General features: G+C 43.6%; 28 protein-coding genes. 15 read left to right on the top strand and 13 right to left on the bottom strand.

Going from position 1 to position 23993, the window contains the following annotated elements; genetic code table 11:
- Window positions 1-215: 215 nt before the first annotated feature.
- The 3 genes from F6J90_RS30255 to F6J90_RS30265 all read left to right on the top strand — a co-directional run bounded on the left by F6J90_RS30255 (window position 216) and on the right by F6J90_RS30265 (window position 1361).
- Window positions 216-419, top strand: coding sequence for a hypothetical protein (locus tag F6J90_RS30255; RefSeq protein WP_293102312.1), 204 nt, complete (start codon window positions 216-218; stop codon window positions 417-419).
- Between the two features lie 157 nt (window positions 420-576).
- Window positions 577-831 carry a hypothetical protein gene (locus F6J90_RS30260; protein WP_293102314.1) on the top strand — a complete coding sequence of 85 codons (255 nt, stop codon included), beginning with the start codon at window positions 577-579 and terminating at the stop codon, window positions 829-831.
- Window positions 832-1208: 377 nt separating this feature from the next.
- Window positions 1209-1361, top strand: a complete 153-nt coding sequence (locus F6J90_RS30265; protein WP_293102316.1) for a hypothetical protein — start codon at window positions 1209-1211, stop codon at window positions 1359-1361.
- Window positions 1362-1588: 227 nt separating this feature from the next.
- Here the strand turns inward: F6J90_RS30265 and F6J90_RS30270 are convergent, their stop codons facing one another.
- The 3 genes from F6J90_RS30270 to F6J90_RS30280 form a co-directional block, all read right to left on the bottom strand.
- Entirely contained in the window at window positions 1589-1738 is a 150-nt protein-coding gene (locus F6J90_RS30270; RefSeq protein WP_293102318.1) for a hypothetical protein, read from the bottom strand.
- A 108-nt stretch (window positions 1739-1846) separates the two neighbouring features.
- Window positions 1847-4165, bottom strand: coding sequence for a glycosyltransferase family 39 protein (locus F6J90_RS30275; protein WP_293102321.1), 2319 nt, complete (start codon window positions 4163-4165; stop codon window positions 1847-1849).
- A gap of 175 nt (window positions 4166-4340) precedes the next feature.
- A complete protein-coding gene (locus F6J90_RS30280) occupies window positions 4341-5714 on the bottom strand; it encodes a hypothetical protein (protein WP_293102324.1) in 1374 nt (457 codons plus the stop codon).
- Between the two features lie 272 nt (window positions 5715-5986).
- On the opposite strand from F6J90_RS30280, the gene F6J90_RS30285 reads away from it, so the two are divergent.
- The 3 genes from F6J90_RS30285 to F6J90_RS30295 all read left to right on the top strand — a co-directional run bounded on the left by F6J90_RS30285 (window position 5987) and on the right by F6J90_RS30295 (window position 8155).
- Window positions 5987-6988 (top strand): permease, encoded by a 1002-nt coding sequence (locus F6J90_RS30285; RefSeq protein WP_293102327.1) that lies wholly within the window; start codon window positions 5987-5989, stop codon window positions 6986-6988.
- A gap of 176 nt (window positions 6989-7164) precedes the next feature.
- Window positions 7165-7308, top strand: a complete 144-nt coding sequence (locus tag F6J90_RS30290) for a hypothetical protein (RefSeq protein ID WP_293102330.1) — start codon at window positions 7165-7167, stop codon at window positions 7306-7308.
- Between the two features lie 34 nt (window positions 7309-7342).
- Window positions 7343-8155 carry a TIGR03943 family protein gene (locus F6J90_RS30295; RefSeq protein WP_366513918.1) on the top strand — a complete coding sequence of 271 codons (813 nt, stop codon included), beginning with the start codon at window positions 7343-7345 and terminating at the stop codon, window positions 8153-8155.
- Here the strand turns inward: F6J90_RS30295 and F6J90_RS30300 are convergent.
- Window positions 8152-8280: a hypothetical protein gene (locus F6J90_RS30300; RefSeq protein ID WP_293102333.1), complete on the bottom strand. Its 129-nt coding sequence runs from the start codon at window positions 8278-8280 to the stop codon at window positions 8152-8154. The genes F6J90_RS30295 and F6J90_RS30300 overlap by 4 nt on opposite strands.
- A 124-nt stretch (window positions 8281-8404) precedes the next feature.
- The gene (locus F6J90_RS30305; protein WP_293102336.1) at window positions 8405-8689 is read right to left on the bottom strand and encodes a hypothetical protein; all 285 of its coding nucleotides are present in this window, start codon (window positions 8687-8689) and stop codon (window positions 8405-8407) included.
- A gap of 689 nt (window positions 8690-9378) precedes the next feature.
- Here F6J90_RS30305 and F6J90_RS30310 point away from each other — a divergent pair.
- Window positions 9379-10482, top strand: a complete 1104-nt coding sequence (locus F6J90_RS30310; protein ID WP_293094868.1) for an RNA-guided endonuclease TnpB family protein — start codon at window positions 9379-9381, stop codon at window positions 10480-10482.
- A gap of 84 nt (window positions 10483-10566) precedes the next feature.
- On the opposite strand, the gene F6J90_RS30315 is transcribed toward F6J90_RS30310, so the two are convergent.
- From F6J90_RS30315 to F6J90_RS30340, 6 genes are all read right to left on the bottom strand, one after another.
- Window positions 10567-13377: a filamentous hemagglutinin N-terminal domain-containing protein gene (locus tag F6J90_RS30315; protein WP_293102339.1), complete on the bottom strand. Its 2811-nt coding sequence runs from the start codon at window positions 13375-13377 to the stop codon at window positions 10567-10569.
- 84 nt (window positions 13378-13461) lie between these two features.
- A complete protein-coding gene (locus F6J90_RS30320) occupies window positions 13462-13593 on the bottom strand; it encodes a hypothetical protein (RefSeq protein WP_293102341.1) in 132 nt (43 codons plus the stop codon).
- Window positions 13593-14501: an ATP-grasp domain-containing protein gene (locus F6J90_RS30325; RefSeq protein WP_293102344.1), complete on the bottom strand. Its 909-nt coding sequence runs from the start codon at window positions 14499-14501 to the stop codon at window positions 13593-13595. Before F6J90_RS30325 ends, F6J90_RS30320 begins: the two co-directional genes overlap by 1 nt.
- 368 nt (window positions 14502-14869) lie before the next feature.
- Window positions 14870-15067, bottom strand: coding sequence for a hypothetical protein (locus F6J90_RS30330; protein WP_293102347.1), 198 nt, complete (start codon window positions 15065-15067; stop codon window positions 14870-14872).
- Window positions 15068-15510: 443 nt separating this feature from the next.
- Window positions 15511-15837 (bottom strand): tetratricopeptide repeat protein, encoded by a 327-nt coding sequence (locus F6J90_RS30335; RefSeq protein WP_293102350.1) that lies wholly within the window; start codon window positions 15835-15837, stop codon window positions 15511-15513.
- A gap of 815 nt (window positions 15838-16652) precedes the next feature.
- Window positions 16653-16871 carry a hypothetical protein gene (locus tag F6J90_RS30340; protein ID WP_293102353.1) on the bottom strand — a complete coding sequence of 73 codons (219 nt, stop codon included), beginning with the start codon at window positions 16869-16871 and terminating at the stop codon, window positions 16653-16655.
- 451 nt (window positions 16872-17322) lie between these two features.
- Between F6J90_RS30340 and F6J90_RS30345 the strand changes: the two genes are divergently transcribed.
- The 7 genes from F6J90_RS30345 (at window position 17323) to F6J90_RS30375 (ending at window position 22415) form a co-directional block, all read left to right on the top strand.
- On the top strand, window positions 17323-17496 hold the full coding sequence (locus F6J90_RS30345; RefSeq protein WP_293102355.1) for a hypothetical protein: 174 nt from the start codon (window positions 17323-17325) through the stop codon (window positions 17494-17496).
- Between the two features lie 487 nt (window positions 17497-17983).
- Entirely contained in the window at window positions 17984-20086 is a 2103-nt protein-coding gene (locus tag F6J90_RS30350) for a caspase family protein (protein WP_293102358.1), read from the top strand.
- Window positions 20074-20712 (top strand): WD40 repeat domain-containing protein, encoded by a 639-nt coding sequence (locus F6J90_RS30355; protein ID WP_293102361.1) that lies wholly within the window; start codon window positions 20074-20076, stop codon window positions 20710-20712. The genes F6J90_RS30350 and F6J90_RS30355 overlap by 13 nt, the downstream gene beginning before the upstream one ends.
- Window positions 20713-20808: 96 nt before the next feature.
- The gene (locus F6J90_RS30360) at window positions 20809-21165 is read left to right on the top strand and encodes a WD40 repeat domain-containing protein (RefSeq protein ID WP_293102364.1); all 357 of its coding nucleotides are present in this window, start codon (window positions 20809-20811) and stop codon (window positions 21163-21165) included.
- Window positions 21104-21613 carry a hypothetical protein gene (locus tag F6J90_RS30365; RefSeq protein WP_293102367.1) on the top strand — a complete coding sequence of 170 codons (510 nt, stop codon included), beginning with the start codon at window positions 21104-21106 and terminating at the stop codon, window positions 21611-21613. Before F6J90_RS30360 ends, F6J90_RS30365 begins: the two co-directional genes overlap by 62 nt.
- A 312-nt stretch (window positions 21614-21925) precedes the next feature.
- Complete coding sequence (locus tag F6J90_RS30370) at window positions 21926-22213, top strand: BrnT family toxin (protein WP_293102369.1); 288 nt, start codon at window positions 21926-21928, stop codon at window positions 22211-22213.
- Window positions 22203-22415, top strand: a complete 213-nt coding sequence (locus F6J90_RS30375) for a hypothetical protein (RefSeq protein ID WP_293102372.1) — start codon at window positions 22203-22205, stop codon at window positions 22413-22415. Before F6J90_RS30370 ends, F6J90_RS30375 begins: the two co-directional genes overlap by 11 nt.
- Before the next feature lie 126 nt (window positions 22416-22541).
- Here the strand turns inward: F6J90_RS30375 and F6J90_RS30380 are convergent, their stop codons facing one another.
- A complete protein-coding gene (locus F6J90_RS30380; protein WP_366513938.1) occupies window positions 22542-22748 on the bottom strand; it encodes a DUF4351 domain-containing protein in 207 nt (68 codons plus the stop codon).
- Here F6J90_RS30380 and F6J90_RS30385 point away from each other — a divergent pair.
- On the top strand, window positions 22662-22982 hold the full coding sequence (locus F6J90_RS30385) for a hypothetical protein (RefSeq protein WP_293102374.1): 321 nt from the start codon (window positions 22662-22664) through the stop codon (window positions 22980-22982). The two genes, F6J90_RS30380 and F6J90_RS30385, sit on opposite strands and share 87 nt — an antisense overlap.
- Here the strand turns inward: F6J90_RS30385 and F6J90_RS30390 are convergent.
- On the bottom strand, window positions 22917-23894 hold the full coding sequence (locus F6J90_RS30390; protein ID WP_293102377.1) for an ABC transporter ATP-binding protein: 978 nt from the start codon (window positions 23892-23894) through the stop codon (window positions 22917-22919). The genes F6J90_RS30385 and F6J90_RS30390 overlap by 66 nt on opposite strands.
- Between the last annotated feature and the right edge of the window lie 99 nt (window positions 23895-23993).

Consider the following 23993-nt stretch of genomic DNA (forward strand, 5'->3'; position numbering starts at 1 on the left):
TAGGGAGTAGGGAGTAGGGAGTAGGGAGTAGGGAACAAAAATTATGACCATTTATTGATGATTAGTATAATTTATTTTCGGATATATTTCCCATTTTGTACGATTTATTGTTTCCATGTATCTCGATAAAATTACTCATAAAAAAAACGCGATTCTTTCAAAGATACGCCACGGGAACGGTAATATTTTTTCTGGATGCATCTTACTTTTACTGTTTGACCCGGTGGTGCGTTACGGGGCGGACTATCCCAAGGCTGGCCCTTGAGCAAAAAATTAGGGCAAGTCCGCCCCTAACGCACCCTACGCAACTACCCGAGCCACTGAAAGAGACGCTACGCGATCGCATTTCAAAATTTACCCTCTGTTCCCGATTCCCGATTCCCGATTCCCGATTCCCGATTCCCGATTCCCGATTCTAAATTCTTAATTCTTAATTCTTAATTCTTAATTCTTAATTCTTAATTCTTAATTTCATTTTCTTTCAATACCTCCTCAAAAAAAAATTCTAAAACCCCTTGACACCATTATTTATAATCGTTATAATTATATTATAAAAATCAAACAAAGGTTTTGACAATGACTGAAGAGTTTATCCCAAACGAAAACAACAATCCTGAAGAGATTACTCCCGCTAATACTCCTCAGGAACCTTCTCCAAAAAAATACCCAGTTAAGCACATTTTGAAAGGGTCACGTAAGGCAATAATCAAAAGCATGCATACCCTTTATGCACTGCGTTACGCGGAAATCTCGGAGTGGAGCCCCCTTCAGCCCACTGGCATCCCAGGGGAATTCATCACCATGATGACCAAATACCTGATTATCGATTAAAGTAAATTAGGGGGGGTAACCCCCCTGGCCAGAACATCAGGTCTCATCACATGGGATTGTGTTTAGGTTTGGTTTAAAAATTGTAGTCATCATCAAAACCTCTAGCCGTGGAAAAGATTTCTGCGGCTATTTTTTTTGGGAAGTTGAAGGTTATGAGGTTGAAGGTTATGAGTTTGAAGGTTGAAGGTTAGGATGTTGAAGGTTTAAGGTTAGGATGTTGAAGGTTGAAGGTTATGAGGTTGAAGGTTGAAGGTTAGGATGTTGAAGGTTTAAGGTTAGGATGTTGAAGGTTTAAGATTAGGATGTTTAAGGTTATTAAGGTTGAATTTTGTTCGCCCTTAGTCTTTCAGTAGGGTATAGCAATCAGTTTAGGAATTGTGAGAATTGTTGATGCCATTTCCCTACTCCCTACTCCCTACTCCCTACTCCCTACTCCCTGTTCCCTGTTCCCTGTTCCCTATTCCCTTGACTTGATAAGCTTTAGCAGAAGCTCTCAACCAAGTAAATGCTCCGGTCGCGAAGGGAATTAGTAAAAAAAGGGTACCAAATGTCAGGGGATGTTCTCTTACATATTCGCTGTAAACCATCACTGCTATTGCTGAGCCACAATAAATTAACCCACACAGGGGAATAGCAATTACTAGTAAAGCAAATTTAGTATCTTTATCCATAGGAGTTTCAGTAGTTTTGATTGTTTTACTTAAGCGGTCAGCTATCAGCTATCAGCTATCAGCTATCAACTATCAGCTATCAGCTATCAGCTATCAGCTATCAGTTTATTAATAAGCGATGCAGCGTGGTCTTGGGGAGGCAGCGCGGTCTTGGGGAGGCAGCGCGGTCTTGGGGGTTTCCCCCATGAGCGACTGCCGTGGTCTCCCCCATGAGCGACTGCCGTGGTTTCCCCCACTCGCGCTTTGCATCAAGACAACAGGTAACCATTTTTTTGATCTGAGTGAAGTCACAGGCTGGAAGCCTGTGCCACAAAGCTGACCACTGACCGCTGACGGCTGACTGCTTACTTCTTAACACATCGATAAAGCTTATAACTATATTGACCAGCCCACTTTCGAGAGCGCTTTTCTCGAAAACATTGCTGAGAATCTAGGTCAATTTTGGTACGGAAATTGACTAACCATAAATCTAGTGGTCGTGGCAATTCCTTTAATTGTTGTTGTAATTGTTGGACAGCATCTTCGTAACTAAAATTATTCCGGTCACGACCTACTAAGAAAAATTGGGGAAAATCCCTGGAATTAGGATTAGAACCATTAGCAACAGCCATACCTTTCAATCCCCAAGCTAATCCCATCATGCGCCCTGTCTGTCCATGGTGTTTGTAGGTGGTTGCGATCGCAAGCGATGCAGCGCGGTCTTGGGGAGGCAGCGCGGTCTTGGGGGTTCCCCCCATGAGCGACTGCCGTTGGTTTCCACGGGGCTTACAAGGTGCGGAAGCAAGTTCCGCACACAGCCCCTCCCCATGAGCGACTGCATCAAGAACCGGTGCTTCACTTGCTTCGTTAATAATAGACACTAATAGATCCGGGCGTTCGTTTTGAAGATAACCAAGATTCGAGACTGTCACTAATCCACCCAACAGCCCAATCAACCATACCGCTACCACTATCCTTTTGCCGCTGCATCTGATAGTTGTAAACAAGAACGGGAGTGTGGGAAGTGTGGGAAGTGTGGGGAGTGTGGGGAGTGTGGGAGTTTGATAGGATTTTGTTCCATTTCCCTGCTCCGAAGTCCCTGCTCCCTGCTCTTTCCCCCCCTTATTAAGGGGGGTTAGGGGGGATCCCAGCTCTGTCCGCTCCTGATTAAGACTTCGGTATTCTTTCCCCCCCTGATCAAGAGGGTCCCTGCTCCCTGTTCCCTGTTCCCTGTTCCCTATTCCCTGCTCTTTTCCCCCCTTATTAAGGGGGGTTAGGGGGGATCCCTTGAAAACTGCGGAATGATCAATTTTATTCCAACAACCAGCTAAGCTTGCTGCCACCAACAGCATCACTGCTGGAAAATACACGAAGTGAAAACGAGGGGCTGTGCTTAAATCTATACCGAAACCCCAAGTCAAGACTAAACATAACCCAATTGCTGCTAAGACATACTCCTTTAGGATTGTGATAGCGAAACGGTTATGGTGATCGAGTTGCTGCAATTTCAGTCCATAGCGGAGACGGGATACTATCCAAACCACTAGGATTAAAGTAACTATACCGGAAACAATCACAATTCCTAGGGATAGGTCATAGAAAGAAGAAGGTAACAGGAAAACCATACTGAACAGCCATAGTAGGAATCGTCCTATGGGTTCAATCCATCGTGCGATCGCATTTTGGCTATAAATCCATTGGGTAGGGGGACTATCATGAATAGCTTGTAAGGCCGGTATCCACACTAAACATCCTGCTAAGGAACCCATAGCTACTCCATAAATCCGCCACCAGTAAGGTTTTATTAAAGCTAGTCGGTCTTGCTGAGTTTGTCGCCAAGCTTGTCCCAATAATGCGATCGCTTCCGCACCTAAAGTCAGGATAAAGAAATAATGGGTAGCAATCCCCAGACTATTCACTCCCACCCACCCTAACCCTAGCCAACTGGGCAACCCTTCACCACGGTGGATTAACTCTACCGCTTTCACCAAGCAACCGAGAGATGCCATCACTAGCAAAATAGCAAGAGTATAATGACGAGCCTGTTGAGCGAGGAAAATCCCGAAAGGAGAGACAGCCATCATTGCTGCTGCTATGTGACCTACCAATAGTGAGCGAAAGGCCAGCCGACCTAGGCAAAAGATAGCAGGAATCGAGATTACTCCCAATAAGGCAGAAAGCGATCGCACTGCCCAAATAGAAACCATACCATCCTCTAATCGGAATAGTTTTAGCCACAGATGAGTCAGAGCAAAATAAACTGGGGGATGGGTACTTTCCGTTAATAAATAATGAATAACATCACTAATGCCAGCATCAGGAGACGGTTTCAGTGGGCTTAATAGAGTTTCTACTCCCATAAACTGATTCAGAGGTAAAGAGTAAAAACTGTTGCCCAAGCTAAATACTGTTGTGGCACATTCATCAGTCCAAGGAGGTAAAACCCCTAGACCAGCAAAGCGCAGCAAAGCCCCAATCGTAATCCACAGCAGCAATAATAAAACAGTTTGGGATTTTTTTAAGTACATATAGGAAAGGGAGCAGGGAGTAGGGAGTAGGGAGTAGGGAATAGGGAACAGGGAATAGGGAATAGGGAATAGGGCAAGAAGTTTGTGTACCTCATTACTATGAGAAACCCTATGTTGCTGGATTAAACACGTCTTATCAAAGGCATTTAATTTCAAATTAACCAGTTTTTATTAACATTAAATTAGTCATAATTAACCAGTTTTTATTAATAAATAACAAGCTGACGAAGTACATTCAATTAATCTTATTACCCCTACTCCCTACTCCCTACTCCCTACTCCCTACTCCCGACTCCCGACTCCCGACTCCCTACTCCCTACTCCTACTCCCTCAACGACCAAATAACCTTAAAATTATCCACATTACCAAAGTAGCGATCGCACCAGTCAGAATACTCCAGGCAAAAGCTGGTGTTACTATAAAGATAGTATTGTTATCAGGGGGTTGTTGTTTAACTAGGACAGTAGCGGTAATGCTACTGGTTGCTACTCCCACACCAGCCAGAGCAATGCTTTGGTGTAGGCTGCGATTGCTCTGGGTTTGGTAAGTTTGGGTCATACCATCTACTGTCCGAATCAGATTTTCTAGTAAGGTTAAACCAGACTTAAATCTCCCATGCTCCATCTCCACTTGTTGCAGATATTGGCTAGCTGCTAAATCCTTAAATTCTCCCAGAATGTGCCAATCACCCCGTTGATCAACCTGTTTTAATTTAGTCAATCGTTGTTGGTAATCTTCGATATTGGTTTTAATGGTTTGGGTTTGGGAATCAAGACTACCTAAATTAGTAGCATAACGAGACAATAGGTTGAGGTTATTGCTGAGAATTTCCCGTAACTTTACTGTATTTTTGGGTAACATACTAATCTGAGCAATAGTAGTTTTAACTGAGACTAGATCAGCTTTAAGTTCTGCTAGTGGTGTGTTAATTTCACCATAAGCCCAAAGAATTTTGTTACGATAATACAATAGGTAAATTAAATCTATATAAATGCCAGTAATGGTGTCGATGATAGAATCAAGCGATGGCTTTTTGGGAAACAACCAGATTAACAGATGATGGTTGTCTTTGATAGCTTCTGGCTCTGACCAATCGGCGGGAGGACGCCAAAATTCAAATAAAGTACCCCCTAGCACTTTACCTTGGGCTTGAAAGTCTCTTGACCAGTCGGGTTTAGACACCAGTTGCTTGTAGCATTCTAGGGCAATTTGTGTAGGGTCTTGATCACGGTCACACAGTTGACCCCACATGATCCAAGTTTGACCAATTGCTCCAGGTTGGTGATTGATGTGGGCAAGAATTTCCCCTTGGATGTTCTTAATATTTGTAATGGGTTGGGGGGAATGGTTTGATTGTCTGATACCATCAGCATAGACTCCGGAACAGTTCACCTGAAGGGCGTAAGTGTTACCAATTTGGATAGGGTAGTAGTAGCCTTCCAAAGGACGCTCGAAATGCTTGACCACATCAGCACCCAATAGTTCCACCAACCTAGATTCTGAGCGTTCTGCCTGTTTTAGCTTAGCCAGTAACGTTGGCTCTAGGATCCGGTCTGATTCATCACCCTCGGGATGACCATAGATTCTTTGCCAGAATCGTTCACGGTTGTGATCAATAATTTCCGGGTCTTGCCCTAGACCTTCCCGTAGATCGTAGAGGAATAGGTCGAGAGTCGGGTATACTATTTTGCTTAGGTCAGACATTGGCTTACCCTTTGATCAGGATAGTAACAAGGATAGTAACACTGTCACCTATTCCCAACCCTCTCATGAAGTGTAGCTAAGCGCCACCCTACGGGGAAACAGCTAGCCTCTATGCTAGAAAAGAAAAGAATCATCTGGTATCAGGTAAGGTATTCCCTATTAAATTTGCCTATCACTGGTAGCCAAAAGCCTTGCCCTAGACTAGTGTTTGACCTTTGACCTTTGATTTTTTTCTTGCTTAACACGTTGCTCAAGCATAAATAAGAAAATGCATGAATCAGCTCAACAACGCCTTCACCCTATTCTTGAGTTTGTTGGTTGAAGCAACACCTTTTTTGCTACTGGGGGTGATTCTCTCCAGCTTACTGCTGTTTTTTGTGGATGAGCGCAAGCTGATTGCTAGTATGCCTCGCCACCCCTTTCTAGGAGCAGTATTTGGTAGTTGTGTCGGCTTTTTGTTCCCAGTGTGTGAGTGTGGTAATGTACCAGTAGCTAGGCGGCTGCTGAGCCAGGGAGCACCAGCACCAGTAGCAATTGGGTTTTTGCTCGCAGCCCCAACCATCAATCCTGTAGTAATTTGGTCAACTTGGGTAGCCTTTCGAGACCAGCCGGAAATCTGGATATTGCGAATTTTATTTTCCTTAGGTATTTCCATCTTTATCGGCTGTGTCTTCAGTACTCAGAAAGACTTAGGCCCCCTACTGCAACGAGCAGTGTTTCGCTCTAGACCAAGGAAATTTGCTGAGGATAAGCCAGCATTACTACAATCAGGCTCATATTTACTCGGTCAATCTGGTACACCCTTGCCCTTAGACGCTAATGTCTTAAACACACCCCCTAGCCAGGACATACAAAGCAAACCCTTGCCTGACCGACTACAGCTCTTTGTCGAAAATGCTATACAAGAGTTTCGGGAGCTAGGCTCAATCCTAGTTTTAGGTAGTGCGATCGCAGCCATCATTCAAGTCGTTATCCCCCGTGACATTATCATCAGCCTAGGTCAAGGACCAGTGATGTCTATTTTGGCCATGATGCTATTGGCCGCTGTAGTATCCATCTGTTCCACTGTCGATGCATTTTTTGCCCTCGCCTTTGCCTCAACCTTCACTAGTGGCTCCTTGTTAGCATTTCTAATCTTCGGACCAATGATTGACATCAAAGCCATCGGTTTACTGTTATCTGTATTTAAAACCAAGTCAATCATTTACCTATTTCTAATAGCAGGGCAATTAACATTTTTATTGACTTTGTTTCTTAATTTGTATGTTAGTTAGGGAGTAGGGAGTAGGGAGTAGGGAGTAGGGAGTAGGGAGTAGGGAGTAGGGAATCGGGAGTCGGGAGTAGGGAATAGGGAACAGGGAATAGGGAACAGGAATAAACCCCCTATTTTTTGATTATAAAATGTTAATCCTTAATAATGACTTATTAAGGATTAAGGGTAAGGATAAATTTGAACAGACGTGTTGAATCCAGTAATAAACGTTTACTAAAATGTCTCTCCCCTATCCCCACAGTCTTAGCAATACTCCCTGCTCCCTGCTCCCTGCTCCCTGCTCCCTGCTCCCGACTCCCGACTCCCGACTCCCTAGATTAAATTTTAAATATTCCTACAATCCATTGACTTGTTAATGATGAATCCATCTAACCATTCAGGACGTTTGTCCAGAAAAAGTTCTTACAGAAGAAACTGGTCAATTCCTCTTTTAGAAGTAATTGCTTTAGCGTTATGGGGAGTTTTATTGTTGAAATCCTGGCTAACTGGTGAGTTAAGTTTATTAATTCATCCCAATTACTTTAGCTTGGTAGTTATCACTGGTGTAATTTTATTGTTAATATCAGGATTGAGGTTATCCCAACTGCTGAAATTAGAGCGTCAACACCGATTAGGTAAGGGAGTAACTAGGCCAGCTGTTCAACATACAACTTTATTTCCCCCTAGTTGGAGTAGTGGCTTCCTAATCGCTACGGCAATGGTTGGTTTAATCGTGACACCCAAGGCATTTACTAGCCAAACCGCACTACACCGGGGTATTGCCGACTCCGCCACCATAACGCGATCGCAACCGCAATCCTTCCGCAGTGCTAGCAATCCTGAAAAGCGCAGCCTAATTGAATGGATCAAGCTTTTGAATGTTTATCCTGAACCAGATGCCTATACCGGTCAAAAGGTAAAAGTGGATGGTTTTGTAGTGATTCATCCTAATCTCCCTCCAGACCATATCTTAATTTCCCGGTTTGTGATTACCTGTTGTGCTGCTGATGCTTATCCTTTAGGTTTACCAGTAAAACTTACTGAAAACCGTAATGATTATCCCTCCGATACCTGGATCGAGGTTGAAGGTCAGATGATTACTGAAACCCTAGATGACAAACGCCAGCTGGTGATTGAAGCAACTGGGATTAAGAAAATTCCTGAACCGGAAAATCCTTATTATTATTAGGGAATCGGGAGTAGGGAGTAGGGAGTAGGGAGTAGGGAGTAGGGAGTAGGGAATCGGGAATCGGGAATCGGGAGTCGGGAATCGGGAATCGGGAATCGGGAGTCGGGAGTCGGAGTTGTGAACATTGAATTTAAAATTTACCTCAATTCTCCCCATCTCCCCATCTCCCCATCTCCCCATCTTCCCACACTCCCCACACTCCCCACACTCCCCACACTCCCCACACTCCCCACACTACATGTCCCCACACTACCTCTGCCCACACTTTCCAGACAGCCGCCAAGACCCATCTGGTGTCACAGTAGTTGGATTAGCAGTCAGAAAGATATTGCCATCAGCATCAATCATCAAGCCTTGAGCTTCTATAATCCGTTTTGGCTTAGGGGTAGTGGGGGGCTTAACGGGGGGCTTTGCGAATGCTGTACGGGAGCGATACCGTCCACGGGGAGTGGGACGGCGTATATCTTCCCAAATGGTATTGCTGCTAATTTCACCTGGGCGAGGGGGTAATCCTCCACGTCCAGTATTGATCAACCTACTGGCAGAGCTATTACCCGGTTGACAGCGCTGGTCAAATTGAGGCTTGCCCGGTTCCGTGGGTAAGCTGTTTGGCTCGCGCTCCAGGAAGTCATTGCTGGTGTTGAGAGTAGCAATCTAGTACATGATTAGGGTTACTTTGCGTAACTTTACGCATGTTTTCAACAAAACTCCTCTGGGAATGTGGTACAATGCGCCTATGCCATAACCAAGCAATAACAGTATTAGGCTTGACATCCAGATAATCTTCTACAAGAGTGGGTAGCCTGTGAAAAGGTAACTGAGTAAAGCCATCAGTTTTAAATCTCCCGAAAATAACGGAGATAAGCCACAAAGTTGTCACCTCAAATTCAATATTAGGTTGGGTTCCAGCCGATTTGAAGCCTGTGGATAGGGTGCTGCCGACAGTCCTAGTTGAAACAGGAAGTAAACAGGCGTCGTTGTGACGTTTTTGTCCGCGATGTTCACGTTTTATAGAACAGCAAAAACTTAGTTGGCATTTTACGGTACAACACGCTAGTATAAGTGGGTTGTCAAGGTCACTCAGCTGAGCAAGTACATTAAACCCCTTTGAAGCCGCTAAGTTGCTAGGGGTTAACGTCAGGACTTTAGCTAGATCGGAAAAGCCAGGAATTATCCAAGGGATTAAAACACCATCTCGACAACGGAGACAAGAATTGTCCGGAATTATGCTCAGAGCCTTCAAAACCAAGTTAAAATTGAATAACAAACAGAAAACCTTGATGGCTCAACACGCCGGTTATTCAAGATGGATTTGGAATTGGGCGCTCCGGATTTGGAACGAGGCTGATAAAGAGGGCATAAAACTTTCGACTAACAAGCTCAAAAAATTCTACACCAATCATGTTAAGCCTCAATATCCGTGGCAATCTACTCTAAGTTCAAGGGTTTATCAATTCGCCTTTATGTACTTAGGGGAAGCGTTCAAACGATTTTTTCAAGGTACGTCTCAACACCCTAAGTTCAAGAAAAAAGGTAGAAATGATAGCTTTACTCTTGATAACTGCGGCCGGATAATGGAGTTTTCAGGAACTCGATTAAAACTTCCCTTTATTGGATGGGTCAGTACATACGAACCTTTACCGGAAATCCAGACTAAGAGAGTCACAATCACTCGAGTAGCTGCTTCTTCTTGGTATCTGTCTGTAGCCTACGAGTTTGAACCTGAACAAACCGTAAAATCTAGAGAATATCTGGGTGTTGATGTTGGGGTTAAAGTTCTTGCCACTTGTTCAGATGGAACGGTTTTTGAAAACCCAAGAGCTTATAAAAAAGCTAAGAAAAAATTAGCTCGACTTCAACGAGAATTATCTAGAAGAAAGATCGGTTCTAAAAACAGATATAAAACTCAACTGAAGCTAGCAAAAGCTCATCAAAGGGTCGCTAACATCCGGAAAGATGCAATCCATAAACTAACCTCCTGGCTAGGCAAGAACCACGCAGTCATTGGGTTAGAAGATTTGAAGGTTTCCGGCCTGTTGAAAAACCACAAGCTGGCGGGTGCAATCGCTGATTCTGCATTCTATGAGATTCGTCGTCAACTCGAATATAAATCCGAGTGGTACAGTTCAGAATTAGTGTTTGCAGATAGGTTCTATCCATCAACTAAAACCTGTTCAAGCTGTGGCCATGTTCAACAAATGCCACTCAAAGAACGAGTTTTTGACTGTGAGGCTTGCGATTACATCGCTGATCGTGATCTCAACGCAAGTCTCAATTTAGAACGCTTAGCCGAGGGCTTCTCGGTGATCGCCTGTGTTAGTAAGTAGTGCCGACACCTTACGCAACCCAGCTATCTGGAGGAAGCAGGAAGTGAACTTCATTACGACGCTTTATGTCGTTTTGTATCAGTTTTACAGAGCAGTCACATTACCGTTTATGATACCAGTGGCATCTATATCATTGGTGCGATTGCCTGGGATGGCTTGGCGCTCTTCAATATCACCAAAAATGCTGAAGGCATCGATGATTATATCACCCCCTTGTCCGGTTGGAGCTTTGGTAAGGATATCGCTACCATCAGGAGGAGTTGGGGGAAAGGCAATCAGAAATTCGGTCTCAATATCGATGTTGCCACCATTGAATGGCAGGGAATTCTCATTCTCAAAAGCCTCAGCAGAAATCTTGCCGCGATCTCGCAGTATGAGCTGATTAGTTGAGATATTTATATCTCCACCATTTCCCATCGCTTTTGATGACACACTACTGAATACACCACTGGGACATATAGGATCATTGCAAACAGGATCTTTTTTAATCCTTACCCCCTCGATGATCACCTGATCCCGTGCCTCAATTGTTACCTTACCCCCATCTCCTTCCCCTTCTGTCCGAGAAATAATGCCAGAACCATTGGTAAGAAAAAGTGAACCAGTTTTTATAGAAACCTCGCCACCATTGCCCTTGCCGCCTTCATTAACCCTACTTAGGATAGAATTAGGTCCTTTGTCGAAGGTTACTGTTTCTGTAGCAATAATCTCTACCTTACCCGCATTCCCTTTCCCTTGGGTGTTGGATTGCAGCGAACCAACAGTTAACGAAACCGACCTTGCCTCGATGCTGATGTCGCCAGCATTACCGACACCTCCATCCTCGACACTAGTGACGGCACCACCAAATTGATCGTTCTCGGTACCAAAGAACACTTGATCACGGGCAAAAATTTCAATATCTCCCGAGTCACCAAAGGATTTTTCAAAGGATTGGTTATTGGCCTGTCGATCTCCAACTCTGACTTGGATTTGAGCGCCACCCTTGAGAATTAAAGAACCTGTGGTAATGGAAATGTTACCACTGTTACCTTCCGCACCTGCTCTGATAATATTGATAATACCAGTGCGATTCTCTACTGTCTCCGGTTTCTCTTCAGATTTACCTTTAAAGCCTTCAAAGGTGACTGTATCATCAGCAACAATGGTAATTTTCCCGGAATTTGCTTTTTCACCTGCTTTTTTACCAAAGGTACTGGTTTCGATCTGAGCACCGTCAGTAGCAAACAGGGAACCAGTATCGATCTTGATATCTCTACCGTTTTCGGTGCCAAAGGTTTTGCTAAGAATGAAACTTCCGTCAAGGGATAGTTGACCATTTGTAATCAACGTAATATCCCCTGCTTGCCCAGACGCGGAAGAGGCATCAATGCGAACGCTTATGTCAATCCCGCCGCGATAATCAATAAAGACCGAGCCACCATTCCCTGAAAATGTCTGGCTCTTCAAGGTATTGAAGTTATTTTTATCCGTACCGTCACCAGTCAGAAGCGAACTAATTTTTAGGGTTTCGCTCACTAAGGATGGGTTAGCTTGATACTGATTGGTTAACAATACTAGTCCATTGGGAGCATTAATCTCAATCTCACCAATTTCGATATCCGCACTAGTAGCAGCAGTGCCAAAGTTAGGCGCAAGGTTGCCACTATCGGTATTTCCTGGAAAACCGCCGAGTAATGTCCAATCTATGCCAGCACGGATATCTAAAGTAGGTTGGTTACTGCCATCAATAACTACAGACGTTCTCGCTTCGTCCGACAAGGTCACATTGGCCAGACTAGCCAAGAACGGATTGGAGTTATCAGGGCTAATCGCATTATCTCCAGTATCGGTAGAGTTAATTTCGATGTCTCCAACGGTAACACTCCCTCCTGCCAAAATATGCAGTGATGCTCCGGTATAGTTTCCTAAACTGACATCCCCATTGGCCAGAATAATGGGATCATGGGGACTGATGAAATTCCCTGGTAACCCATCTAACTGCTCGATGCTGATATTTCCGCCAACGGTATAGTTAGTATCCCCTGCTATCGGATTATGCGAACGCAACTGTAAATCTAACCCAGCCAATAAACCGCTATCGGAATGGTTTTTTGCTGCAATAGTAATTGACTGATTTCCCTGGATTATGAACAAACCACCGGCATTGGCAATAAAGGGTTGCGCTATACTATCCCTAATGCTGACCGTATCTTCTGCTAACAGAGTCAAATTGTTACCAGCATCCAGTTGACCCTGTAAATCCAGATTACCTGCGGCTAGAGTTAAATCTTGTCCTACTGTTAAATTCCCAGCATTTGTAATTGTTGTCCTGGGGTCATCTTTGCCATACTGCAATCCTGGAGTAATATTAATGGTTAACAGTGGCGGTGCTTCTGGCGATGTCGCACTAAACTCCACCCCATCACCAAATACCAAGCTATTAGCAGTAGAGGCAAAAAACGAACCAGCTACATCTAATCTGGCCTGGGAGCCAAACACAATGCCATTGGGATTGAGCAAAAACAGATTTGCTGATCCATCTACTCCCAAAGTCCCTAGAATATTGGATAGATTCCCCCCGGTTACCCTGGTTAGAATATTCTCGATTCCAGAGGGATTAGCAAAATAAACCCGTTGCAGTTCCCCGACATTAAATTCTTGGAAACTGTGAAATAGGTTAGCCCCTCGTGTTGCGCCACCTTCGATCTTATCGGCTATTTCTCCTCGGACGGTGGTATTAGGTATCAGCACAGAAGCCTCTGAACCCAATGTCCCATCTGGAACAATGTCGGCCAAGGCATTGTCGGCCAAAACACAGTTTCCCGACATGGCTAGGGTTACCCCACCCAGGGTGATTGACATTGCCCTAGCCCAGCCTCCGGTCAGGGTGAGCACCTGCTTTCCTGCTCCCATATTCAGCTTTCTTGTTATGTCTTGAGATAGCGTTAGGGGAATTTTATCAGTAAATGCCTTCACGTAATTGTAAGCATTCGGCTATCAGCCATTCGCGTAGCGTGGCCAACGGCCAAGGCCAAAGACTGACTGCTGACTGCTGACTGCTGACTGCTGACTGCTGACTGCTGACTGCTGACTGCTGACTGCTGACTGCTGACTGCTGACTGCTGACATTAAACATGCTGCCCTATGTTTTTGTTTAATTCCATATAAAATTCCTCCAAGTTGGCATTATCCGGTAGCCCAGCTGTTTGACCATCACCAAGCTCTATAATCATCCACGCATCATTAGTCTTCTTGGCAATATCCATCGTGAAAAAATTACTATCTATTTCTTTGGCAACATCAATAAAGGGCGTGAGGTCGCATATTGTATCACCATAGTCACCTTCATCCCAATAATTAAACATTTTTACCAATTTGCCAAAAACGAAGAATAGTCTGTACTCTTTTGTTAATGGCATACCACTTTTAGAATGTTCCATTAAAAATTCCAGCTCTTCAAATTTTCGGAAAACCAGCCCTTCATTCAAGGCCGAACCTCGCAGCTCAATGAACCTTTCTACTATCTTCTTTACGTTAGGTTTATTGGATGCATCTGGGATAAAGCAGGCTTCATGCCAGTTGTGCTTTTCTGATTTTACATAATCCTTGACAATAATAGGAGCATTGCCAAACTCATCGGTCAGGGAATTAATCACTTCCCAATTATTCATTTCCTGACCCACTGTCCAATTTGATTTTGGTGTCAAATCCTTGATTTTTGGATAATACTCAGGTAAATAGTGACAAGATTTGAATTCTGCTGGAGTATTGACCAGTTTGATATTCTTTTTTAAAAGCCCATGATAAAGTAACCCATAGGATGAAGGCGTTAACATCCATCCACGATAAATAGCCAATTCCTCAACTTCCGCATTTTCCACATACCTTAATGCACGACTTACGTTGCCATCACTCAAGTCTTCAAAGCTGAATAGGGAAGTTATGAAGCCAGCTCCAATAGCCGCTTTCATCTCTTCTTCGTAATCAGGTTCTATCAGTTTATGGTCAAAGACGCTATCGCAAAATATTACTCTCATTTCCAGTTTTATCTTATGAATGATGAGGATTTAAATAATTACAGCGGTTTTCAATTCGGTCAGCTATAAATCTCTGGATTTTAGGGACTGATGCCGTGGGCCACGCGGGGCGCGTTCGGAGCAGTGAATTCAGCAATTGCTATAGTAACGGATGTAGTAACGGATGTAGTAACGGATGCCGTAATTGATGTAAACAATAGGGTGTGATGGGTGATTAAACGGAGGCGATCAATTGCTCCTATTGTTTCTAATATCTAATCCCTAAAGCTAATCCCAATATACCATTCAAAGCTATCAAAACCTTTAGATGATAACAATGGAATACGTTTGACTTTTGGCGTTTTAATTTTGAGTTATGTCCAGTGGGACTAGTCAATGACCCAAAACCCATTTTTTCGCCAATATTGTTCCAAAAGTGCTTGCTCCAAATCCTGAGCTTCAATCAATCCTTTAGTTACCAAAATTTCTCCCAATTTAATCCCAGTTAAAGACTGGATTTCAAGGGCTGTATTGAGTTGACTGGGAGAAATAAGTCGTTTACGAACCAGAATTTTACCAATTTGCATGACTGGGTGCTTTTGTTTCAAGTAATAATCGAACATTGGTCATTAGTCAATTTCCAATTAACTTTGGAAAAAGAAAAAAAGACAAATGACATTTGACAAATGATTGTTAAATGAGTTAATCAATAGATGCCGTTGGCGAGGGTTGCCAATCGCCCATAGTCTTTGAGAAACCCACTAGTTAATCAGGCGCTTTGTGAAAATTTATGAAAAAGGCGAGAGTAAGAATTCAGTACTTCCGTAGTCACCCTATCTGTAGGGTGCGTTATTAACTTACCCTACTACTTGTAGCGCTTAGTGCCTAGTTTTGTGTCAGTCCTGAAGCGGAAAGCGCACCTGTAGTTAACTTTTGCCTCTTGCCCGCCCCCCTTCTTAAGGGGGGTTAGGGGGGATTCCTCTTGCCTTGCCCCTAGCACTATACCATTCACTACACAGGCTTAAGTGAATCACCGTGAGTAAAGGTGGTGAATTTTGGCTATTATTTTCTGATAATCATCCGTTTTACCCTGTTTTTGATAAATTGCAGCTGATTTTTGAAAATTTGCTAGGGCTTCTTGATGCTTTCCTAATTCTCGAAGGCATATGCCACGGTTGTCATAGGCAGCAGCATGGTTGGGGTCAATCTCAATGGCTTCATTCAATTCCAGAATGGCTGCTTGAAATCTGCCCACCACTAGATGGCTAATTCCTCTAAAGTAGTAAAAATTAGCATTTTGAGAATTGGTTTGTTTTGGCTGCTGACGTGGCTTAAAAATTTCCATTGGCTTATCCATTGGTACTTCAATTAGTAGGTAGCTACAAACTACTCAGTAGCTACCGATTGAGATGTTATTGATCAATCCCCAAAATCCCGGCTTTTCGGCATATAAAGATCAGGTTTCAGTCTTGCCTAGTCTGTCTTTGAATACTGGTTTACTCAACAATCTTGGGCTGTGCTATCAAACCCGCCATGGATTTAAGTCCACGGCTCATAGCTAACGTCGGTTGAAACCGACTCCAACCCTTTATCTCTAGTCAGTTTGTAAGCATTCAGCCGTCAGCCTAATGCCGTCAGTGGTCAGCTGTCAGTGGTCAGCCGTCAGTGATCAGTGGTCAGCTGATTGTATTCAAAAGCTATTCGTAAAGTAGCGTGCCCATAGCCCATAAGCTAATGGCTGATAGCTGATAGCACCTCAAGTAGCACCATCTGTAGCCCATTAGCTGATACGCGACACGCTGATAGCTGATAGCTGACAGCTGAATACTTACGTCCGTTTTAACAGACTTGAGTGATTAGCTAGGGGTTTTACCCCCTAGCGGGATAGCAGCGATACCATAGTTTGTAGGAGTTTTGTCAGTCAATCAGCCCTGAATAACACTTGAACAACAATAGAGGTAATAACCTCTATTAAAATTAACTACCAGTACGACATGTTATCAGGGTAGAGTGAAAAATTTGTGAACAGAGAAAAAGGCAAGAACACTAACACAGAAAAGAAAACGACCGCACTATCAAAGAGATTTATGAGCTAGACAGATAGCCAGTTCAATCCTGTAGACACCCGTGCCACCCAATATAGCAGTTCTCAATTGGGTGAGGTACACAATTTTAGGATTTTAGGGAATAGGGAATAGGGAATAGGGAATAGGGAATAGGGAATAGGGAACAGGGAACAGGGAACAGGGAATAGGGAATAGGGAATAGGGAATAGGCAACAGGGAATAGGGAAAAAATCCTGTGTAGCTGATTATCCAGCTTTGGGTAGAGATGGGGATTGTGACGAATCACAGTCCTAAAGCTGAGAGTTCCAGGATTAAGAGTACCCACAAGGGTACTGTTAAAACCTGAAAAAGCTACGAAACTAGAGGAAGTTGAAGAGTTCTAAACGACAGCAATGTCAGGATTCAGCCTAGGGCTAACGGGCTAGTTGAAAAGCTACCCTTGCCAGCTATCAGCGTGTCGCGTATCAGCTAATGCGCTACGGGAACAGCTTTTAAATAAAACAGGTAAGCATTGGTTTAATCCCTGTTACGTCAGCTGACCGCTGACCGCTGACCACTGACCGCTCAATGCTTACCTTGCGAATCCTCTCTATTATACCTTCAATCACTAAGTAAATCACTAAGTCAATCACTAAGTAGTCTGAGGAAATTATAAATGAAAGAATTCAATACATTAAGCCTGATGCTAATAATTTATCTGGTTATTTTTGTTAGTATTAGCCCTAGAGAAGCCAACAATTTTGTTCAATTTATCAATGAAGCTTGGTAATTGGTAATTGGCAGAACTGTTGTCTAGGGAACAGGGGCAAGAGTGTGGGGAGAGGGGGAAGATGGGGAGATGGGGAGATGGGGAGATGGGGATAATTTTCGACAAGCGATGCAGCGCGGTCTTGGGAGAGATTTTAAGATATCCTTTACAAATCTTGGAAACTTTTTTTAAATCATTATAGAACTAATTACAGCGTTTTTCATAACTATGAGGTACACAGGATTTTTTCCCTATTCCCTCTTCTCTGTTCCCAGATACGCTGTTCCCTGTTACCTAAAAGCCAGGAATCTGTACCTTACCCAATTGAAAACCGCTATATAACACAATTTGGTGCTTTTTTTTAGTTCTAAGTTCTAAGAATCAACACTTCTGCCTAGTTTACATTTCCTACAGGAAAGGCTATAGGGTGCATCTCGCTTTTGAAATTAGGCAAAAATTATAATAAAATTCCCGCGCCCGGGCCCCACACTCCCCGCGCCCGGGCCCCTTCTTTTTTACAAATATGAGATGCACCCAACGCTATATGTTCTCCCGCAATCTCGCATTTATCCATCAATAACTACACAAACGGCATTTCCCCCCTGAATACCGCCGTAAACGATGCCAAAAAACTAGTATAAATTCTCCGCACCAAGCATGATTACCAAGTCTGGGTATGCTTATAGGAAGTGGCAACTCTGTCTAACTTTAACAAATTTTTATCCCATACCTTACCCGAACAAGTCACTGAAAATGACCGCTTATTCTTTTACTTTGCTGGTCATGGAGTAGCTCTTAATGGGGATGATGGCCCGGCGGGTTACTTAATTCCTCAAGATGCCAAACTGGGCGATACTAATAGTTATCTGCCCATGACTTTGTTACACGATGCTTTAATTCAATTACCCTGTCGTCATTTCTTGGGTATCCTCGACTGCTGTTTTGCTGGTGCTTTTAAATGGTCGAGTACCAGGGATTTATTAACCTCGCCAGAAGTAATTCACCAAGAGCGTTATGACCGTTTTATTAGTGACCCAGCCTGGCAAATCATTACGTCCTCAGCCTCGGACCAAAAAGCCCTCGATAACTTTAATTTAGATAGCGTACGCGGTCAAGTCGGTAATCATTCCCCTTTTGCAGCGGCATTATTAGAAGCACTAGAAGGTGCAGGAGATATCTATCCTCCCGCCAAAAATGGTAAACCGGCGGTCGATGGGGTAATTACAGCCACCGAATTATATTTACATTTACGGGATCGAGTAGAAATACCCACAGACAAATGCCGTCAGCGACAAACCCCTGGTATTTGGTGTTTAAACAAACACGATAAGGGAGAATATATCTTTCTTTCTCCCGGACATGAACTTAATTTACCACCAGCACCACCTTTGGATCACTCACAAAATCCCTATCGCGGTTTAAAGTCCTTTGACGAGAAACACAGTTCACTGTTTTTCGGTAGAACATTACTAGTAGAAAAGTTAGAAGATTTTGTCAAAGCTAATCCCTTAACAGTGGTGTTGGGTGCTTCCGGTTCCGGTAAATCGAGCTTGGTCAAGGCAGGATTAATTCCCAAACTACGGCAATCTCAGACTGAGAAATGGTGTATTTTGCCACCCATCCGTCCTGGTGAGACGCCCTTGCAACCGTTAAATAATGTGCTATGTAATGCTAAGTTACCAAGGGTAGAGCCACAAAACCCCCAGCATAACCTGGCAATGAGCATTGATGTTTGGGCGAAGAATAACCCCAATTCTAAGTTATTACTGTTTATTGACCAAAGCGAAGAAATTATTACACTCTGTCAAAACTTAGATGAGCGTAAGGAGTTTTTCCAACAGATACTCACAGCCATAAATGCCCATGGGGATAAATTACGGGTAGTACTATCCCTACGGTCTGACTTTGAACCCCAAGTCAAGGATGCTGGCAAAAGGAGTGTCGGGGAAGAACTTAACTGGGGACGATTTATTGTACCAGCGATGACGCGAGCTGAACTGGGCGAAGCGATTGAGAAACCCGCTCAAGCACGGGTGATGTATTTTCAGCCCGACGAATTAGTAGAACAATTGATTGATCAAGTGGTGGATATGCCGGGAGCATTACCCCTGCTGTCTTTTGCCTTGAGTGAATTCTTCCTCAAGTATTTAAGGCGGCAACGGGAGGCACAATACAGGGGTATTACTATTGACCGGGCGTTGACTCAAGCCGATTATATTGAATTGGGGGGAGTAATGCGATCGCTAACTCAAAGAGCAGATCAAGAATATGAGGCGCTAGTTAATGAAAACCCTGCTTATGCCCAAGTTATCCGTCATGTGATGCTGCGGATGGTCGCCCTTGGTGGAGGTGAATTAGCCCGTAGGCGCGTACCGTTATCAGAATTAGAATATCCGCCAGCGAAAAATGGTTTAGTGAAGGAAGTAATTGAGCGCTTTACCAACGCAAGGTTATTGGTGAATGGAGTTGATGCTGGTGGGAATCCCTATGTGGAACCAGCCCATGATGCTTTGGTGCGGGGTTGGCAAAAGCTGCTGCAGTGGAAACAAAACCAGGAAGAAAGCTTACTTCTACAACGGCGGTTGACGACCGCAGCGGTGGAGTGGAAAAGCCAGCAACAGGCAAAGTTTCTTTGGAATGCTAACCCACGTCTTGATTTGTTGAAAAAGTTATCTAAATCCGATGATAATTGGCTTAACCAAGTGGAAGCTGAGTTTGTGCGGCGCAGTATTGGGCGAAAAAGCTTTAATACTCGAATTGGGGTGTTGCGATCGCAGTTATGCTGGGGTTAGGTACAGGTTTAGTATTCTCCTTAATTGGTCAAAGAAACGCCCTGATAGTTCAAATTCAGGCTTCTCGGCAAGCCGCTGAAGCAAACTTACAATCAGGTCAAGAGTTAGAAGCTTGGCTTAACAGTTTACGAGCAGGTAAATCTCTTAAAGATTGGCCGGGATACTTATCCTTATTCAAGCCAGACGCTAATCTAAAAATACAAGTTACAAAAACACTGCACAAGGTGGTTTATGGAGTAAGAGAACGGAATCGCCTGGGAAAACATCAAGGCAGAGTGATAGGTCTTGGTATTAGCCCCGATGGCAGCAGAATCGCTAGTGTTGATGACGCGGGAATCATCTGCTTGTGGGACAGGTCAGGCAAACTTCTGAATGATGATTGTTTCCAAGGACCATTAGGCAGGGTTCTAAGTGCCAGTTTTAACCCTGATGTCAGTTTACTTGCTACCATGACTGCCAGTGTGGATTCTAATGGCAGTATTCAGGGAAATAATAGCATTGTTACCTTGGCTTTATCGGACTTAGAAACTCAACAGCAAGTTAAGCTAAATCAAGAGCCTCATAAAGGTTGGACTTGGGAGGTCGTCTTTAGCCAGGATGGCGAGCAACTTGCTACTTGGGAATAGAGTCATAATAGTAATGATGGTGGTCTTTTTAGGTACTGGGACTTATCCGGTCAAGAAATATCTAAAAACCAATTTGTAGGAGAACCGGAATTATCGATGCCAGATACAATGCCAGATACAATTTCTAGCAGTGATGATAATACTACCGCAACTTTTACAAAACATAAAAGCTTTCCTTATTCTTATAAACAAACAATAGTTGTAGATAACTCGTCTTATCCTTATTCTATTACAATCGAAACAAATCACACTTGGATAGAAAGAGCGGTTGTCAGCCCTGATGGTCAGCAGTTGATTACCGCAGGTAGAGATGGCAGTATCCGGATTTGGGACTTTAAAGTTAATGAAGTTCCTGATTCGAGTGATAATCCTAAAGTATTCTGGTCGAGTCATGATTTTTTTTCCCTTAGACAGCTTAGACACTACTTTATTCTCGGGATGTCACTCTGGTGAAATCAATCAGGTAATTTTTAGTTTTGATCAGAAGTTAAGGGCTACCACCGCCATAGACGGCACCGTCTGTTTGTGGGACTCAGATTACAATGAGTTAGCCCAATTCACAGGATATCCAAACGGGGATATGACTGCCAGTTTTAGCCCTGATGGCAAGTTACTGGCTACTGCTGGATTAGATGGTATCGTTAAGTTATGGGATGTAGAGAGCAAGGATCAGGTGGCAGAATTCAAAACAGGGGATGAATCTAGGGGTTTCGATCTCAATTTTAGCCCCGATGGTAAGCAACTGGCTATGGTTGGCAACATGGGGATACTTGGGTGGTGGCAAATTGAATCATTCGATCAACTCATGGTGCGGGGTTGCAATTCGGTGCGTGACTATTTGGAGAATAACCCCAATGTCGAGGAAAGCGATCGCCATCTTTGCGACAATGTTAACAAGTAGTTACCTTGATGTAAAAGTTTTGGTAGCCACGATTCTGTTTTTTGCAATTGGCTCATCTTTCTCATTGTCTAATAATTTGCGTACGCTATCCAAAAACTGTTGGGACAAAAGTGCGTACGCTTTCTCAAAACTATTGGGACAAAAGTGCGTATGCTTCCTCAAAACTCTTAGCACAGAAGTGCGTACGCTATCCAAAAACTGTTGGGACAAAAGTGCGTACGCTTTCTCAAAACTATTGTTAAATAAATGCGATTTAACCTGGTTTTACTTGATATATTGTATATATTGTGATTAGTTTTTTGAGGAGAGTTAGTGGGATTACATTTTGAGTGGGATGTACAAAAGGCAGCTATCAATAAGAACAAGCATCAAGTTTCATTTGAAGAAGCAACTACTGTTTTTGGAGATCCTTTCTCTCTGACAATTGAAGATCCATTACACTCAGTAGGTGAGAAGCGATTTGTTATTATAGGGAGATCGTACAAACAAAGAACACTTGTAGTAGTTCATACTGAGCGGGGCAATAGCATTAGAATTATTAGTGCTCGTTTGGCTACATCACCAGAGAAAAGGACATACGAGGAGAACAATGACTATTAATAATCAACAGGATCAGGATCTGCTAGATGAATACGATTTCAGCAAAGGCATACGCGGTAAATATGCTCAGAGATATAGGGAAGGTAGCAACATTGTTAAGTTAGATGACGATGTGGCTGAAATTTTTCCAGATGAAAAATCAGTTAATGATGCACTGCGGGCTTTAGCTAATATTATTCGTTCCTATCAACACTTAGCTTAACAGCATGAAAAAGAAGCGTACGCTAACTCAGTTAATCTTAGTTGAGAAGTAGTGCAGTCAGCGCAATTATGCCCGTAGGGCTGATCGCGTAGCGTGGCCGTAGGCCAATCACACCGAAAGCATTACCTACGAGTTCGATTTGCTATCAGCAACAGATAGTGAACGCATCCATTCATCCAAATCGTCAGGTTTCCTAAAGTCCAACAACGCTTCCCCCAAAGCTTCAAGCTGAGGGAGGGATAAGGCTTGAACCTGCGTTCGCGTAGCGTGACCAAAGGTCAATCGCATTTCTGGGGACACTTCGCCAATGCGTCGTGCGAGGAGGCGGAGTATAAGAGATTGTTCCCCTTCGTGACGGCCTTCATCCTTAATGTCTTGATAAATTACAGACTGCTCCAGGTCGGAACTTGCAGGTATTATCGAACATTAAACGATTATATCAAACGGCCCGTCTCAGGGATTCTGCTGGATCCCGACTCCCGACTCCCGACTCCCTACTCCCTACTCCCTCAAACCCGGATTATTCAACTGCTTCATAAAAAACTCTTCCAAAGAAGGACGATTTAAAGTCATACTGATCAATTGGGCATCCATCAGCCTGAGGGAAGCCATAAACTCTTGGGGTTCGCCTCGCAATTGACCGTACCAGCAATCATCCTCAAATTCCAATTCCATCAGCCACCGTTTGATAATGTCTATATTCCCACCTTTGCCTTTAACTCGGTAGGTGTTATCGGTACCCAAAAGTTCATCTAACGCTCCCATACAAATTAATTCCCCATTAGCGAGAATAGCGATGCGATCGCAAATTTTCTCCACATCTGACAAGACATGGCTGTTGAAGAAAATAGTCTTGCCTTGAGCTTTCAGAGACATAATAATCTCTCGGATTTGGTAGCGTCCCATGGGGTCAAGACCGGACATGGGTTCATCTAGAAATACAACTTCTGGGTTATTAATCAGTGCCTGGGCCATACCGATGCGCTGGAGCATCCCTTTAGAATACTGACGTAGTTGTTTCTTGCGTGCTGCTGATTGGGACAATCCTACTAGTTCTAACAGCCGAGGAATACGTTTACGTTTTACCTCATGGGGAATTTGAAATAGTCCAGCGGTAAACTGCAAAAATTCCCAGCCGGTGAGATAGTCATAGAAGTAGGGGTTTTCTGGTAAGTAACCAATGCGCTGCTTGACCTTGACATTACCAAGGGGATGTCCGAGTAACCATCCTTGTCCGCCAGTAGGACGGACAATTCCTAGTAAGGTTTTTAAGAGGGTGGTTTTCCCGGCTCCATTTGGACCGAGTAATCCAAAGGTTTCTCCCTGATAGACGCTGAGGGAGCAATTTTTTAGGGATTCAATTTTTTGATTGAGCCAGAAGCCGGTGCGATAGACTTTGCGCAGTTGGGAGGTCTGAACCACTGGGATTGGTTCAGAGGTCGTGAGTTGGGGGACTAAAGTGAGAGTAGATTGCTCCATCCTGTTGCTAAGAGATGAGGGATATAATCTATATTTATTTATTCCCTATTTTGGTGACTTTTGTATCTATTCTGAAGAAAATTCATGATAGCTTATCCG

This window comes from Moorena sp. SIOASIH (genome assembly GCF_010671925.1).
Classification (GTDB): Bacteria; Cyanobacteriota; Cyanobacteriia; order Cyanobacteriales; family Coleofasciculaceae; genus Moorena.

Excerpts from the sequence above, each read along its gene's own strand:
- F6J90_RS30335 (WP_293102350.1), bottom strand. The coding sequence starts at position 15,837 with ATGGATAAGCCAATGGAAATTTTTAAGCCACGTCAGCAGCCAAAACAA.
- F6J90_RS30390 (WP_293102377.1), bottom strand. The coding sequence starts at position 23,894 with ATGGAGCAATCTACTCTCACTTTAGTCCCCCAACTCACGACCTCTGAA.
- F6J90_RS30325 (WP_293102344.1), bottom strand. The coding sequence starts at position 14,501 with ATGAGAGTAATATTTTGCGATAGCGTCTTTGACCATAAACTGATAGAA.
- F6J90_RS30300 (WP_293102333.1), bottom strand. The coding sequence starts at position 8,280 with ATGTTCACAACTCCGACTCCCGACTCCCGATTCCCGATTCCCGATTCC.
- F6J90_RS30365 (WP_293102367.1), top strand. The coding sequence starts at position 21,104 with ATGATTTTTTTTCCCTTAGACAGCTTAGACACTACTTTATTCTCGGGA.
- F6J90_RS30280 (WP_293102324.1), bottom strand. The coding sequence starts at position 5,714 with ATGTCTGACCTAAGCAAAATAGTATACCCGACTCTCGACCTATTCCTC.
- F6J90_RS30285 (WP_293102327.1), top strand. The coding sequence starts at position 5,987 with ATGAATCAGCTCAACAACGCCTTCACCCTATTCTTGAGTTTGTTGGTT.
- F6J90_RS30260 (WP_293102314.1), top strand. The coding sequence starts at position 577 with ATGACTGAAGAGTTTATCCCAAACGAAAACAACAATCCTGAAGAGATT.
- F6J90_RS30315 (WP_293102339.1), bottom strand. The coding sequence starts at position 13,377 with ATGGGAGCAGGAAAGCAGGTGCTCACCCTGACCGGAGGCTGGGCTAGG.
- F6J90_RS30360 (WP_293102364.1), top strand. The coding sequence starts at position 20,809 with ATGCCAGATACAATGCCAGATACAATTTCTAGCAGTGATGATAATACT.
- F6J90_RS30295 (WP_366513918.1), top strand. The coding sequence starts at position 7,343 with ATGATGAATCCATCTAACCATTCAGGACGTTTGTCCAGAAAAAGTTCT.
- F6J90_RS30320 (WP_293102341.1), bottom strand. The coding sequence starts at position 13,593 with ATGTCAGCAGTCAGCAGTCAGCAGTCAGCAGTCAGCAGTCAGCAGTCA.
- F6J90_RS30375 (WP_293102372.1), top strand. The coding sequence starts at position 22,203 with ATGACTATTAATAATCAACAGGATCAGGATCTGCTAGATGAATACGAT.
- F6J90_RS30355 (WP_293102361.1), top strand. The coding sequence starts at position 20,074 with ATGCTGGGGTTAGGTACAGGTTTAGTATTCTCCTTAATTGGTCAAAGA.
- F6J90_RS30330 (WP_293102347.1), bottom strand. The coding sequence starts at position 15,067 with ATGCAAATTGGTAAAATTCTGGTTCGTAAACGACTTATTTCTCCCAGT.